The 14391-nt window shown below is 59.8% G+C and carries 10 protein-coding genes; 4 read left to right on the forward strand and 6 right to left on the reverse strand.

Annotation, left to right across the window (positions count from 1 at the left end; genetic code table 11):
- Positions 1-15: 15 nt before the first annotated feature.
- The 3 genes from N434_RS16540 to N434_RS16550 form a co-directional block, all read right to left on the reverse strand.
- On the reverse strand, positions 16-624 hold the full coding sequence (locus N434_RS16540) for a response regulator transcription factor (RefSeq protein WP_110759306.1): 609 nt from the start codon (positions 622-624) through the stop codon (positions 16-18).
- A complete protein-coding gene (locus tag N434_RS16545) occupies positions 621-2291 on the reverse strand; it encodes a sensor histidine kinase (RefSeq protein WP_181424000.1) in 1671 nt (556 codons plus the stop codon). The genes N434_RS16540 and N434_RS16545 overlap by 4 nt, the downstream gene beginning before the upstream one ends.
- 163 nt (positions 2292-2454) lie before the next feature.
- Complete coding sequence (locus tag N434_RS16550) at positions 2455-4395, reverse strand: EAL domain-containing protein (protein ID WP_110759414.1); 1941 nt, start codon at positions 4393-4395, stop codon at positions 2455-2457.
- Between the two features lie 796 nt (positions 4396-5191).
- Between N434_RS16550 and N434_RS16555 the strand changes: the two genes are divergently transcribed.
- Positions 5192-6118 carry a Gfo/Idh/MocA family protein gene (locus tag N434_RS16555; RefSeq protein ID WP_110759308.1) on the forward strand — a complete coding sequence of 309 codons (927 nt, stop codon included), beginning with the start codon at positions 5192-5194 and terminating at the stop codon, positions 6116-6118.
- A 31-nt stretch (positions 6119-6149) separates the two neighbouring features.
- Here N434_RS16555 and N434_RS16560 read toward each other — a convergent pair whose 3' ends face one another.
- The 3 genes from N434_RS16560 to N434_RS16570 form a co-directional block, all read right to left on the reverse strand.
- Positions 6150-7178, reverse strand: coding sequence for a sensor domain-containing diguanylate cyclase (locus N434_RS16560; protein WP_110759310.1), 1029 nt, complete (start codon positions 7176-7178; stop codon positions 6150-6152).
- A gap of 142 nt (positions 7179-7320) precedes the next feature.
- Complete coding sequence (locus N434_RS16565) at positions 7321-7770, reverse strand: DNA polymerase III subunit chi (protein ID WP_110759311.1); 450 nt, start codon at positions 7768-7770, stop codon at positions 7321-7323.
- 25 nt (positions 7771-7795) lie between these two features.
- The gene (locus N434_RS16570; protein ID WP_110759416.1) at positions 7796-9289 is read right to left on the reverse strand and encodes a leucyl aminopeptidase; all 1494 of its coding nucleotides are present in this window, start codon (positions 9287-9289) and stop codon (positions 7796-7798) included.
- Positions 9290-9588: 299 nt separating this feature from the next.
- Between N434_RS16570 and N434_RS16575 the strand changes: the two genes are divergently transcribed.
- The 3 genes from N434_RS16575 to N434_RS16585 are packed head-to-tail and all read left to right on the forward strand — an operon-like array spanning position 9589 to position 14224.
- The gene (locus N434_RS16575) at positions 9589-10758 is read left to right on the forward strand and encodes an LptF/LptG family permease (protein ID WP_110759313.1); all 1170 of its coding nucleotides are present in this window, start codon (positions 9589-9591) and stop codon (positions 10756-10758) included.
- On the forward strand, positions 10755-11843 hold the full coding sequence (gene lptG / locus N434_RS16580; RefSeq protein WP_065115325.1) for an LPS export ABC transporter permease LptG: 1089 nt from the start codon (positions 10755-10757) through the stop codon (positions 11841-11843). The genes N434_RS16575 and lptG overlap by 4 nt, the downstream gene beginning before the upstream one ends.
- Positions 11843-14224 carry an LPS-assembly protein LptD gene (locus N434_RS16585; protein ID WP_110759315.1) on the forward strand — a complete coding sequence of 794 codons (2382 nt, stop codon included), beginning with the start codon at positions 11843-11845 and terminating at the stop codon, positions 14222-14224. The genes lptG and N434_RS16585 overlap by 1 nt, the downstream gene beginning before the upstream one ends.
- Positions 14225-14391 lie beyond the last annotated feature (167 nt).

Genomic DNA, 14391 nt, shown 5'->3' on the forward strand with positions numbered 1-14391 from the left:
GGCCAGTCGGTAGTTCTACCGATCTTCGCCGGCCTCCAGCCACAGCCTTGTCATTTCCGCCTGGGAAGTGGTGCCAAGCTTGAGGCCGATGGCGGCGCGGTGGCTGTCGACCGTGCGCGGCGAAAGGCCGAGCCCGTCGGCGATCTGGCGGGTGGTGAAACCCAGTGCGATGCGCTCGAGTATCTCACGCTCACGCGCGGTGAGAAGCGACAGAAGCGCCATCGTTTCCGCCTGCAGCGCCCTGGCATCCAGCGTGCGCGCAAGCGTCCGGTGCGCTTTCTGGATCGCATCGATGAGATCCTGCTCATCCACCGGCTTGGAGAGAAAATCGACGGCGCCGTTGCGGAAGGCGCGGCGGCAGGCCTCGATATTTCCATGGCCGGAAATGATGATGACCGGCCAGTCGATGCCTTCCTCAACCAGTTTTTCCTGCAGTTTCAGGCCGGTGATGGCCGGCATGCGGATGTCGAAGATCAGGCAGCCGGGCTCGAGACCCGGCAATTGACCGAGAAAAACCGTCGGATCGGCAAAACCCTTCGCCTTGATGCCGACGGTGGACAACAGCAATATCAGCGCCTTGCGCACGGCGTCGTCGTCATCGACCAGATAGACGGGCAGCGTCATGGCTTCGTTGCCTCCGCCATGACCGGCAGGACGACACGGAACAACGCGCCGTTTTCCTGCTCTATGGAGAGGATTTCGCCCCCGGCGCGCTCCACCAGCCGCTGGCTGAGCGCGAGGCCAAGTCCCATGCCGTTGTTTTTCGTGGTCGCGAAGGGCGTAAAGAGCCGGTCGCGCAATTGCGGCGCCACGCCGGGCCCGTTATCGGCGACTTCGAATATGGCGAGATCACCATCGCGGCTGAGCGTGGCGGTGATGGCCCCCCTGCCCTCGGCACCGGCCAGCGCATCGAGGGCATTGCGCAGCAGATTGAACATGACCTGCTCCATTTCCACCGGATCAACCCGAACCAGAAGCGGCGCCTCCGGCTGCCGGATATCTATGACGACCTGTTGCCGCGCCGCTTCGCCGGCCAGCAACGCATCGACATTGCGCAGCGCGACGCGCAAATCATGCGCCGTGGCAGGATGGCGATGCGGCAGCGACCAGTTGCGGAACCGGTCGAGCATGTTGGCGGCGCAGCGCGCCTGCTCGATCATGTCGTCCAGAGCACCGGACAGCGTTGCGACATCCTGACGGGCAAGAAGCCGCCGCCCGGCCTGCGCCTGCGCCAAGATGGCCGTCAACGGCTGGGTCAGCTCATGGGCAAGGCCGCTGGCCATCTCTCCCAGCGCATTGACCCGCGATGCATGGGTCAGCCTCGCTTCCATGCCGCTCAGTTCGGCCCGCCTTTCGGCGGCGCGCATACGTGTCCTCTGCCTTGCCATAACGATGCCGAACACAAAAACGACGCTGGCACCGGCAAGCCCCGCGAGCAGGACGCGGCCCGGCAGAAGTTCCCGCCAGGTGATGGGAAGTGCGACTTCCAGAAGCAGCGGCTGGCTGGCGCTGCTGAGCTGCCGGGCATATTGCGGCTGCGCGGGCAGTTGCGGCGGGCCGTATAACAGGCGTCCATCGGGCATTTTCAGACGGATCACGGCGTGCTGTGCCGACCAGAAGGGAGCATCGGAGGCCAGCAGCTGCGCGGCGTCGACGGCCAACACAAGCGCCTGCTGCGCCGTCTCGCTGTTGGGGCTGCGCTTGACGATCAGGTAGTGGCCGGGCCTCAGCGCACTCGCCAGCAAAGCCGGCCGGCCTGAAAACACCGATGCCGCCTCGCGGACCGCTGCGGCCAGTTCGCTTTCCAGCGGCCGGGTGCCGATGGCGGGACCTCCCTCCGTGAGGGAGACCAGCTGAACTTCGTCGATACGCGGGTAAAATTGCAGTATGGGCGCGGCAATGGCGAGCAACAGACTATCGCCCGGTCCCTGCTGCGCCTGCGCCGCCGCCGAAAGTGCCGTCACATGGGCATCGTGCTGGTCGGCCCGGCGCGACGCCTCGGCCTGCAGGGCGTCGCTCTGCCGTTCCAGCTCACCCAGCAGGCTGACATATTGGTAAGCCGCCAGAGTGGCGACGACCGCAGCCATCAACAATGCCCAGACAGCGAACACCCTTAGCAGCGGCCAGGCCGCCGGAGGATTGGGATATCCCAACACAGGCCCTGCGCCGAATTCGGCATCGGCGATGGCGCCGAGCGACTGCGCGACGTCCGCTCTTGCCGTCTTTGCTTCCGGCGGGGACTGGCCGGATATTCCGGGCTGCCTGTTCCATGCATCGTTATTTTCAAGCATCGGTTCGCTCGCGTGACCGGAAAGCACGGTCGGACCACTGGTTCGTCATGGTACCTCCTCAGCACAGACGCGCCAAACATTCAATCCGGCCGAAGCCGGCTTCGATGTCGCTGGAGCCGCAACGTGGCGAGGTAACGCCGGGCCTGGTCCTGCCGGAAACCCTCTAGGCGCATTCCCTGCGCGGCTGCAAGCGATCGAGCGGCACCGCGGGCGAATAAAGATAACCCTGCCCGAAGCGGATGCCCATCTGCATGAGAAGCAGGCTCTGTTCTTCCGTTTCTATGCCTTCCGTCACCAGCTTGGCGCCGTAACGCTCGGCGCTTTCAAAGGCGAGCGCGATGGCGTCCCTGAACCGTGACTGATCGAGCCGGGACGTCATCCAGTGGTCGACCTTGACCTCTTCGAAAGGAAACCGCGCAAGCAGGGTGAGAGCGGAATAACCCGTGCCGAAATCATCAAGCGACAACCGCACGCCCGCCTCGTTCAGCGTGTCGAAATTCTGCTGCACGATATCGATGGCCGGTATGCGGCTCATCTCCGTTACCTCGATGGACAACCGATGCGCCGGGACCGCCATTTCCCTGAGGAGCGCCACGACCCGGTTTCCGAAACGTGGGGTCGCCAAAGACGAAGCGGAAATATTCACCGCCAGATGAAAATCGGGGGCGAGGCCGCGCAGGTCGGCAAGGTCACGGACAACCGCTTCGATGGTCGACCATTCGAACTCCACCAGCAACCGGTGGCGCTCGGCAATCTCCAGCACGTAATAGGGTGAAAGCGCCTGCCCGCGCCCATCGGTCGCCCGCAGAAGCGCCTCCGCGCCGATCATGTGGCGATTGTGCATTTCAAATTTCGGCTGGTAACATATGGGCGGCCTGCCGGATTTGATCCAATGGACCAGCATCTGCCGAACGCCTTCGTCGCGGCTGGCTTTTTCGGCAAAGGAGAACGGGAAAATCTGCACCGGATTTTCACTTCTTCCCAACTCCAGGCTGAGATGCCGGAGGAACGACGCCACATTCTGGTGGGAAAGCATATCCAGATTGGCCGCGCCTATCTTCAGATGCGGAACAGGCCCTGCCTCCGCGGATCGGCAAAATGCGCTCAGCCCTTCATGAAGATGCATCATGAGTCTGGCGCTTTCCGATTTTTCCAGCGCAATCCCCTCGACGACCACCGCAAGCGTCGTATCGCCGAACATGAAACCGCATGGCGCATTGGAACTCGACAGCAGGCTGCTATTGCCTTCGCAGATCTCCCGCGCCAGTCGCGGCCAGAAAAGATCGGCCCAGTCCTCGCCTTCGCAGGCGGCGACATCGGCAATATTGACGATTTCGATGAGAAGGAGCGCGCGTGGAACGGCCGGCTCCCGCCGTGCCGCCGTTTCGATATGATCCTTCAGCGCGCGCCGGTTGGGCAGGCCGGTCAGGGGATCCGTCAGCGCCGCGATCTCGCGCTTCCTCACATCTTCCCGCGCCCGCGCCTCGCTGCGCAGGAGAAGAAACAGGCAGGCAATCATCGGCAGACCGACGATGACCGCCCCGAGAGTGCGGCGGCCGACCGCGTCCAAAAACAGCGACTGCTCGACAAGACCAAGGCCGAACGACACGGAAATGGCGAACAGCACGGCAACAAACCGCACGGCAAACACGGCAAGAATATCCCGCATTCCCAGTTCGGCGAGGCTGCGCCTGCGCATCCAGCCATACATCATGATTCCGAAAGCCGAGATGATGGCCATGTCCTGAAAAGCGGCGAGAAACAGCACGGGGCCACCGACCAGGTAGCGCGCGGCCGCAACGAGAAACAGCGCGATGCCGCCGCCCTGCCATGACCCCAGAAGCCCGGCGAGAAACAGCAGATCCGAACGGATATAGGGTTTGGAGGGCAGCCTGATGAACTCGGCCACCAGAAGCGTCAGCAGAAAACCGGCCACGCCGAAAACGACGCCATAATAAATCTTGTAACGCGGGTCATCGAGGGCAATGTTGCGGCGCATGAGGATCAGCAGGGAGACCATGCCGATCACCGCGGCTGCCTGGAGCAGCAGGAATGGAAGCTCAGCGGCAGCGGCCGCCGCCTGGATGGCGATCAATTCCATCATCTGCACCCCCCCGATTGTCATTTGTCTCACAGCCGTAATTCCGGCATTTGCCCTTCACACTTTCTGTCTCTGCGGAGCACAATATAACACGCCGCCGATGCGACAGGCCGCCGACAAGCGGACGGCACCGATACGTATCCAATATTCACTCGCCGACGCGGTACAGGCACTGGCGAAGGCGGACATCAGTGGCGCCGTGACCAGCATGTACACCGGCACACGAGGTATTTCATGCGGGATCGCACCCGGAGGTTCCGGCACCGCATAATGCCGCGCCAGCAAATAAGTCAACCGGAGTGGCGTGACAACAGAAAGCCACAGGATAATGTTCGGCCGGATAATCTACTCCCCGCCCAATTCATATCGACATAGCTACAGACTATCGATAGCCATGCCGAACTCGGTCCATACATATTGAACCGATGATTGATTTCATTCATCTTGTAAAACAAAATACAAGAGATTTTCTTCTCAAAATAAAAATATCATCCAAACGCAATTCGAAGAACTCACAATAAAAACTAAAATCGACTATTAAATTTCCACGATGAATATCAAAAAACGATCTTATAAAACCATCTGAAGTTGAATTTTTTGATCAATTCTCAATTCATTATTTAATTTCAAGAATATTACTTTATTCACAAATAACGCTTTCACGTTTTTAACACCTGATATTGTTAGCCAAAAAAGCCGTTCCCGGTCTGGATGATCACCTTGCCCCTTCGGCCGTTTCTGCTAAAAAACTTGTAAAGTCACACTTTATCTCATGAAGCACTCAAACGGGTACCTCTCCATGTCAGCCACCAAGCTTGCCATCGTCGGCGTCGGCAAAATCGTTCGCGACCAGCACCTTCCAGCCATCGCAGGCAATCCGGATTTCGAACTGATCGCCACGGCAAGCCGTCACGGTACAGTGGACGGCGTCGCCTCCTATGGCACCATCGAGGCGATGCTCGAAGCGGTTCCGCAAATCGAGGCCGTGTCGCTGTGCATGCCGCCGCAATATCGCTACGAGGCGGCCTATGCGGCGCTGAATGCCGGCAAGCATGTTTTCCTCGAAAAGCCGCCGGGTGCCACGCTGTCCGAAGTGCAGGATCTCGTGCGCCTCGCGGATTCGAAGGGCCTTTCCCTGTTTGCCAGCTGGCACTCGCGTTACGCACCGGCAGTGGAAGCCGCCAAAGCGTTTCTGGCCGCGACAAAAATCGACAGCGTGCATATCATCTGGAAGGAGGATGTGCGCCACTGGCATCCGAACCAGGCGTGGATCTGGCAGGCGGGCGGCCTCGGCGTGTTCGACCCCGGCATCAACGCACTCTCCATCATCACCCACATCCTGCCGCGCGCGCTGTTCCTGACCAAGGCGACACTGGAATTCCCGGAAAACCGCGACGCACCGATCGCCGCCGACCTGCATTTCTCCGACGTGACGAAAATGCCCGTTCATGCCGAATTCGACTGGCGCCAGACCGGCAAACAGAGCTGGGATATCGTTGCCGAAACCTCATCCGGACGGATGGTGCTTTCGGAAGGCGGCGCGAAGCTCTCGATCAATGGCGAAGAGAAGCTCTCTGAACCGGAGCGGGAATATCCGGCGCTTTACGAGCGTTTTGCGGAAATCATCAAGGCGGGCCGTTCGGATGTGGATCTGGCACCGTTGACCCATGTGGCGGACGCCTTCCTTCTCGGCCGCCACAAATTCGTGGATTCCTTCTACGACTGAGACGCCGAAACGCTTTTCGAAGAAGCAGACATCACAGGGCGCGGCTGACGAAGCGGTCGCGCCCTGATTTTTTGGCCTGATACAGAGCCTCGTCGACGCTGCACAGCAACGTCGCTCGATCGGCACCCGCCTGCGGAGCAATCGCGCCGCCGATGCTGAGGCGTGCCTCGACCTCCTGGCCCTCGACATCGAAAGGTTTGCGGAAGGCGGATAAAAGCCGGTCGGCCATTGCGCGCATCACTTCCGGCGCGCCGGGTCGCGGTATGAAAATAGCAAATTCATCGCCGCCCATACGCACCGCGATATCCTCGCTGCGAATGGCACCGCGAATGCGCCCGGCGGCGGCGGTCAGCACGCAGTCACCGGCCGGGTGGCCGAACGTATCGTTAATCGTCTTGAAACCATCCAGATCGAGATAAAGCACGCCGAAGGTCTCGCTCGCCTGAAGTGCGGCGCCCAGTTGCCCGTCAACGATCGCTTCCAGCGCCTTGCGGTTATAAAAGCCGGTCAGAGGGTCTGTCATCGCCGCGTCGCGCAACTCACGCTCGGCAAGGCTCATGGTGAAATTGGCTTTCTGAAGCCGCAGGAGCGCCGCCGCCAGCATCGCAAAATGTCTGAGATTGTCGATTTCGCCGCGGGAAAACTTTCTCGGCACCGTATCGACCAGACAAAAGGCCCCGACGACGAGGCCGGGTTCCAGCTCGATCGGCGCACCGGCATAGGAGCGCAGTTCAGGCCCCCCTTTAACGTAGGACATGAAGCGGAAATCCGGATGCGCCGTCAGATCGGAAATGGCCACGACATCCCGCCTGTCAATGACGCGGTTGCAGATCGACAGATCGCGCGGGCATTCCGACAGCTGCATGCCCGCCTGTTCGGCAATATGCAGCCAATCCTCATCAACGATATGGACGGCGGCGCGCGGCACGCCGAAAACGCCCTGCCCCAGCTGCGAGAGCACCTTCAGCTCCGGTATTTCCGCATTTCTGAAGGACATGACGGACCTTACCGCGACCAGACGTTCCGTTTCCGCTTCCGGTCGCGATATCGCCTGTCCCATGATAATGTCCTTCCGCTGCTTCCTCTGAGGCCTCCGGGCCGGCCGGCACATAATGCAAAAACCGGCATGCGACGCCACGTGCGAGTTTTTGCCGGTCCGTTTATGGGCTATGCTGGCGGGCGAGATCGACACCTGCCCGCGCTCACGCCTTCTTCTGCCAGCGGCCCTCCGGCGACTGTTGCCAATAGGTCAGGGCATGACCTTCGCTCTTCAGTCGCTTCCAGTGATTTCGCGCCATTTCGAGCTGATAAGCATCATATCCGTCAAACATGAAGACGATGCGCTCATAGGCTTCCACCGCCGGCGGTTCGGCGCCGTCCACCAGAAAGCGGACATTTGCGCCGTTACCGTTGGCCTCCGAGGCCGTCAGGAGAATCGGCTGGCTTTGCGGTACCGAAGACGTATCCGTGGCGTGCGGCAGAAAGCTGTCGTCACGAAAGGTCCACAGATGCGTCTCGAGGAAGTCGCGACGCTCCTCGTCAACCGTCTGGATCGCGACCTTCCAGCCGCGTTCCAGCGATTTTTCGAGCAAAGGCGGCAAGGCATCCTCGAGCTTCGATTCCGTCAGATGGTAGAACAGAATTTCAGTCATCCGCAGACCTGGAGCTCCGGCCGTCTCAATCTTCGTAATGCGCGCGAACGAGTTCGTTCAAAAGCCGCACGCCATAGCCCGATCCCCAGGACTGGTTGATCTCGGTGAGCGGCGACCCCATGGCCGTGCCGGCAATATCGAGATGCGCCCACGGCGTTTCGCCGACGAAACGCTTGAGGAACTGGGCGGCGGTGACGGAGCCGGCCAGACGACCCGAGCTGTTCTTCATGTCGGCGAATTTGGAATCGATGATCTTGTCGTAATCCTTGCCGAGCGGCATGCGCCACAGCTTTTCAGCCGTCACCTCGCCCGCATCTGCAAGGCGCGTGGCCAGTTCATCGTCATTGGAGAAGAGGCCCGCCTGCAGATTGCCGAGCGCAACCGTGATCGCGCCCGTGAGGGTGGCGAGATTGATCATGAATTTCGGGTTGAAGCGTTCCTTGGTGTACCAGAGCGCATCGGCCAGAACCAGCCGGCCCTCGGCATCGGTATTGATGATCTCGATGGTCTGGCCGGACATGGAGGTAACGATGTCACCGGGGCGCTGGGCATTGCCATCGGGCATGTTTTCCACCAGGCCGATGACGCCGATCACATTCGCCTTGGCCTTGCGGGCGGCGAGCGCATGCATGAGGCCGGTCACGGCCGCAGCGCCGCCCATGTCGCCCTTCATGTCTTCCATGTTCAGGCCGGGCTTCAGCGAAATGCCGCCGGTATCGAAAACCACTCCCTTGCCGACGAAAGCAACGGGTTCATCTTTCTTGGAGCCGCCATTCCACTGCATGACCGCAAGCCGGGGCGGACGGGCCGAACCCTGCGCCACGCCGAGAAGCGCGTTCATGCCGAGTTTCTTCAGTTCCTTCTCGCCGAGAATTTCCACATCGACGCCGAGCTTGCGCAGCTCTTCGGCCTTTTCGGCAAATTCGACGGGACCGAGAGCATTCGGCGGCAGGTTCACGAGATCGCGCGCCAGCAGAACGCCGCCGGCCACGGCTTCGGACACGGCGAAGGCCTTTTCCGCTTCCCGATGGGCCGCGGTGACGATGATGACATCGACCTTCTTCGGGGTCTTTTCGTCGTCGGACTTCTTCTTGGTCTTGTAGGCATCGAAGCTATAGGCGCGCAGCAGCAGGCCGAGAGCAAAATCCGCCGCCGCCTGGGCACCGACCTCAATGCCGGGAGCGTCGAGATAGATGGCGACCTTGTCCGCCTTGCGGAAACCGGCGGCAGCCGTGCCGCCGGCGCGCAGCCAATCATGCGCCACGAGTTTCGACGGCTTGCCGAGACCGATGACGAGCAGCCGGTCGGCCGCGGAACCCTGCGGCGCGATCACGTCGAGCGTCGTCATCGACTTTGCGGAGAAGCCGGATATCTTCGCCGCCCTGTCGATCACCCCACCCGGATCGGCCTCGGAAGCACCGGCGACGGCCTGTGCCTCACCCGAGGCCTGCAGCACAACGGCCAGAGCGTTTTCAAGCGAAGCGGAATTGGCGAAAGAAATATCGAATTTGGCGGACATGTTTTCCTGCTCTTCGTGAACGACCTGCATGATGCGCACAATCATGGCCTTTTCGGCCCCGGGCGCAACCCTGCATTCTTTAAAGGCCTACAGTCTTTAAAGGAAAGGCATTTTTGTGAAACAGGAAATCACGTCATGAAACCGACAGCTTGTTCCACAAAAAGACACAGGCGATGGAAAAATCGTCGCGCAAAACATATTTGTGAGCACGCCGGAATAGCCAATTGCAAACGATGCGATTAGATAGGCGGAAATCCGGCGGGCGATCGTGCGGAAAAAACAATGTCGACAAGGGCAGTATGAAGCTTCTCGAGAACTATATCCTGCGGCGGACAACGCAGATGTTTCTGGTCGCGCTGCTGCCGGTGCTGGCCATCATCTGGACCATCCAGGTTCTCCAGAGAATCAATCTCGTCACCGATACGGGCCAGTCGATGGGCTCCTTCATGGCGCTTGCGACCATGATCCTGCCGACGCTCATTCCCGTCGTCCTGCCTTTCGCCCTCGTCATCGGCATCACCCAGATATTCACGGCGATGAACAATGATTCCGAGCTTGCCATCATCGATGCGGCCGGGGCGCCGCGTTCGGTGATGTTTCGCCCGGTTCTCATTCTGGCCGCCGTTCTGAGTGCGTTTTCCTTTACCATCACCAATTTCATCGAGCCGCCGGCGCGCAATTCCGCCCGGCAGATGGTGGCTGCGGCCTATGCCGACCTGCTCTCATCCGTGATCGAGGAAAAGACCTTCCGCACCATTCAGGACGGTCTTTACGTGCAGATCGCGCAGCGGCAGGGCCGTATTCTCAAGGGCCTGTTCGTCGCCGACCGCCGCGATCCGAATTTCGATCTCATCTATTACGCCAAGGAAGGCATGATCGATGAGAGCGGTACGTCGCTGACCATGCGCGACGGCGAAGTGCAGCAGAAGACGCCTGACGGCAAGGTCTCGATCGTCAAGTTCCTGTCCTATGCCTTCGATCTCTCGACCATGTCGGAAAAGCAGGATTCCGAGCCGTCGCTGTCTCCCGGCGATGCCAGCCTCAGCTTCCTTCTTTCTCCCGACGAGAACAATGCAAGCTACAAGCGGTCGCCGGAGAACTTCCGCAGCGAATTGCACAAGCGGCTGTCGGACTGGATGTTCGCCTTCTCCTTCGCGCTCATCTCGCTGGTCATCGCCGCCGATGCCCGCTCGCACCGCGAGGCGCGCATGCATCCGATGGTCGCCGCGCTGGTAACGGCCTTCATGCTGCGCTGGCTCGGTTTTTACGTCACCAATCAGGTCAAGCAGAGCGCGGCCTTCATCCCGCTGGTCTATGCCGTGCCGGGTCTCAGCGGCGCCGCGGCCGCCTTCATCCTGATAACCGGTCGCAAGCCGAAAATGCCGAAGGTGATCGCGGATACGGCAGGCCGCCTGCGCCGTCTGTTCTCCAGCCGGCTGGCACGCAATTCGGGGAGCGGCAACGCATGATTTTCAACACCCTCGCCCGGTATTTCCTGAAACGCTATCTGATAACCGCCGTATGGTTCGTGCTCGGCGTATCGTCGATCATCTATCTCGCGGATTTCAGCGAGACGGCGCGGCGCATGTCCAGTGTGCCGGGCTATTCGGTTCCGGGCGCACTTGGCCTGACAGCACTTCGCCTGCCGCTGATCCTGCAGCAGACCGTTCCCTTCATCGCCCTTTTCGTGGGCATGACGACGCTGATCTCGCTCAATCGACGTTATGAACTGGTTGTCACGCGCGCAGCAGGTGTTTCCGCCTGGCAATTCATCCTTCCCTTCGTCCTGGGAGCGGTCCTTCTCGGCATTCTGTCCGTCGTCGTTTTGAACCCCATCGCCGCATGGGGCCAGAACCGGTCGCTGGCGATGGAAGCGGGATGGCGCAACGAAGCCAATGGCGGCCGCCAGCAGCAGATCATTCCGTGGATGCGTCAGGCGAGCGGCGGCCAGGACACGATCATCGGCGCCAAGAGCTTCGAGGACAATGGAACGATGCTGCTCGATGTGGTTCTGATCCACCTCGACAAGGACGGAAACATCGTCTCGCGGCAGGATGCCAAGTCGGCAAAGTTGGAAGATGGTTACTGGCTTCTTAACGGCGTAACGGAAACCCGCGCGGGACATGTGCCAGTTCGGCAAGAGAGCACGCGGATCAGTACCAATCTGAGACGGGAATTCGTGCAGGAACGGATGACGCAGACGGAAACCGTTGCTTTCTTTGATCTTTCTCACAAGATCGAAGTTGCAAAGTCTTTTGGACTGTCTTCAAAAGCGCTTGAGACGCAGTATCATTTCCTGCTATCGACGCCCCTGCTTCTGGTTGCGATGACCTTGATCGCCGCGACCGTTTCATTAAAGTTCAGCCGCTTCGCCCAGTCGCGCTCCGTGATTCTGGGTGGAATCGTTTCCGGCTTCGTGCTTTATGTAGTAACCGTGCTCGTAAGGGCATTCGGGAGTGGTGGTGTTGTCCCTCCCACCGTCGCGGTCTGGGTTCCAGTTATCGTGGCGTTGGCTTTGGGGGCAACCATTCTGCTTCATCAGGAGGACGGCTAGTGGCGGTATATGACCGCGGGAATATCAGGCGGCTTTGGACGGCCCTTCTGACAGGTGCCGCTGTGTGCGCGTATTTGGCATCCAGCCCGGTCGCTTTCGGCCAGGATGGTTTGCTTGCGTCGGCAAGCCAAGACGATTCGAAACTCCTGCTTACAGCAAATGAACTGACCTATAATCGCGATTCCCAGCGCGTCATCGCGAAGGGCGTGGTTCGCATGAAATATTCGGGCTACCGCATGGTGGCCCAGCAAGTGGAATATAATCAGCAGACCGGTCGCGTGATCGCCCATGGCAACATCGAGCTGATCGAGCCCGGCGGCAACAAGATCTATGCCGACGAGATGGATGTCACTGACGATTTCGGTCAGGGCTTCGTCAACGCGCTACGCGTCGAGACCCCGGACAATACCCGCATCGCGGGTGAGAGCGCCGAGCGTCTCGAAGGCGACCTTATGGTCCTCAACAACGGCGTCTACACCGCCTGTCTGCCCTGCGCCGCAAAGCCTGAAAAGGCGCCGCTCTGGCAGGTCAAGGCCGAGCGCGTCGTCCAGGACGGAAAGACCCATACGATCCGGCTGGAAAAAGCCCGCCTGCAGCTTTTCGGCCATTCGATTGCCTATGTGCCGTTCCTGACGGTTCCCGACAATACGGTGAAGCGGAAGTCCGGCTTCCTGTTCCCGCAGATGAGCATTACCGACAATCTCGGTTTCGGCATCGGCGTTCCCTATTTCCACGTCCTGTCCGATACATCGGATGTGACGGTTACGCCGACCTATTACACGACGCAGGGCCTGCTGTTGCAGGCGGAACTGCGCCAGCGTTTCGAAACCGGCATGCACACGGTCACGATCGCCGGCATCAGCCAGCTGAAATCCGAAACCTTCACGGCCGGAACCAGCGACGCGCTGAACGACAATCGCGGCATGATCGCCAGCAAGGGCGACTTCACCATCAATCCGCGCTGGGCCTTCGGCTGGGATGCGATGGTGCAGACCGACAACAACTTTTCACGCACCTACGGGCTGAAGGGTTACAAGAACGACGTCCAGACCAACCAAATCTATCTGAGCGGATCGAGCGAGCGTAACAGCTTCGACGCCCGCGGCTATTATTTCAACGTTCAGAATACGGATAATACCGAATCTCAGGAACGTAAGCAGGCTATCGTTCATCCGGTCGTCGATTACCGTTATTTCGTGCCGGATCCGATCTATGGTGGCGAGCTCTCGCTGACCACCAACCTGACCAGCATCACCCGCCTGAAGCAGGATTCCTACGCACTTGGAGGTTATTCGCGCTTCAACGGACTCGAGGGCGATTATACGCGCCTTTCCACCGAAGCCGAGTGGAAGCGCACCTTCACGATGGATAGCGGTCTGCAGATCACGCCTATCCTCGCTGCACGCGGCGATGCGCTGTGGACGGACATGTCTCCGTCAAGCTTCACGTCGGGTGGCACATCCTATGCCTATGAGGGCATGATGCATGACGATGCTGCGTTTCGCGGCATGGTCACGGGCGGCCTGGAAGTGCGTTACCCCTGGCTCTTCACGGCGCTCAACAGCAGCCACGTGATCGAACCGATCGCACAGATTTTCGTGCGCCCGAACGAGCAATATTCCGGCCGTCTTCCAAACGAAGATGCGCAGGCATTCGTATTCGATGCGACCAATCTGTTCGAGCGCGACAAGTTCTCCGGTTTCGACCGGATCGAGGGCGGCACCCGCGCCAATCTCGGCTTCCGCTATAATGGTACCTTCGACAACGGTTATGGTGTTCGTGCCATTGTCGGCCAGTCCTTCCATCTGGCGGGTGAAAACTCCTTCGCCTCCTACGATCTGGCCAATGTCGGCGCCAATTCCGGTCTGGAATCGGACCGTTCGGATTACGTCGCCATGGCGGCCTTCGACGCACCGATCGGCCTTTCGCTGTCGTCGAGCCTGCGTCTCGACAAGGACGATCTGGATATCAATCGCTCGGAAACAGGCATCAGCTATTCGGACCGCCGCATCACCGGCAAGCTTAGCTATACGCAGGTGAAGGCTCAGCCGAAATATGGCTATAACGAAGACCGCGACATCGTTCAGGCCTCCGGCATGTTGCGCATGGACGACAACTGGTCGCTGTTCGGCTCGATCAACTACGATCTGAACGGCAAGTTTGCCGCCGAGCGCCGGATCGGTATTCTCTACCAGGATGAATGCACGATCTTCACCGTCAGCTATTCCGACGAGGGCAACATCAACTCCAGCCGGGAGGCCGCCAATGACTGGTCGATCAATGCCCGTCTGGCGTTCCGTACGCTCGGCGACATCAGTGTCGGCTCCGCAAACGAAGACTGGGCCGATATGGATATCGGCTGGAAACCGAACAATTACTGAGTTTAAAGGCAGGTCACACAGCATCGTGGCCTGCCTTTTTGCCATTCAGCCAGTAAAAGTCACGGTTTCGCCGCAACAACACGCCAGTGTCGGCTGCGTTTAAACCTCCATCGGGGTTTTCTTTCAACAAACCGACACATTGCCGTCCTGCGGATCACGATGATATA

This window comes from Rhizobium sp. UGM030330-04 (genome assembly GCF_003208455.1).
GTDB lineage: Bacteria > Pseudomonadota > Alphaproteobacteria > Rhizobiales > Rhizobiaceae > Agrobacterium > Agrobacterium rhizogenes_A.

What these genes read in the sequence shown, in the direction of transcription:
- N434_RS16540 (WP_110759306.1), bottom strand. Translation starts at nt 624, where the DNA reads ATGACGCTGCCCGTCTATCTGGTCGATGACGACGACGCCGTGCGCAAG.
- N434_RS16545 (WP_181424000.1), bottom strand. Translation starts at nt 2,291, where the DNA reads ATGCTTGAAAATAACGATGCATGGAACAGGCAGCCCGGAATATCCGGC.
- N434_RS16550 (WP_110759414.1), bottom strand. Translation starts at nt 4,395, where the DNA reads ATGATGGAATTGATCGCCATCCAGGCGGCGGCCGCTGCCGCTGAGCTT.
- N434_RS16555 (WP_110759308.1), top strand. Translation starts at nt 5,192, where the DNA reads ATGTCAGCCACCAAGCTTGCCATCGTCGGCGTCGGCAAAATCGTTCGC.
- N434_RS16560 (WP_110759310.1), bottom strand. Translation starts at nt 7,178, where the DNA reads ATGGGACAGGCGATATCGCGACCGGAAGCGGAAACGGAACGTCTGGTC.
- N434_RS16565 (WP_110759311.1), bottom strand. Translation starts at nt 7,770, where the DNA reads ATGACTGAAATTCTGTTCTACCATCTGACGGAATCGAAGCTCGAGGAT.
- N434_RS16570 (WP_110759416.1), bottom strand. Translation starts at nt 9,289, where the DNA reads ATGTCCGCCAAATTCGATATTTCTTTCGCCAATTCCGCTTCGCTTGAA.
- N434_RS16575 (WP_110759313.1), top strand. Translation starts at nt 9,589, where the DNA reads ATGAAGCTTCTCGAGAACTATATCCTGCGGCGGACAACGCAGATGTTT.
- lptG (WP_065115325.1), top strand. Translation starts at nt 10,755, where the DNA reads ATGATTTTCAACACCCTCGCCCGGTATTTCCTGAAACGCTATCTGATA.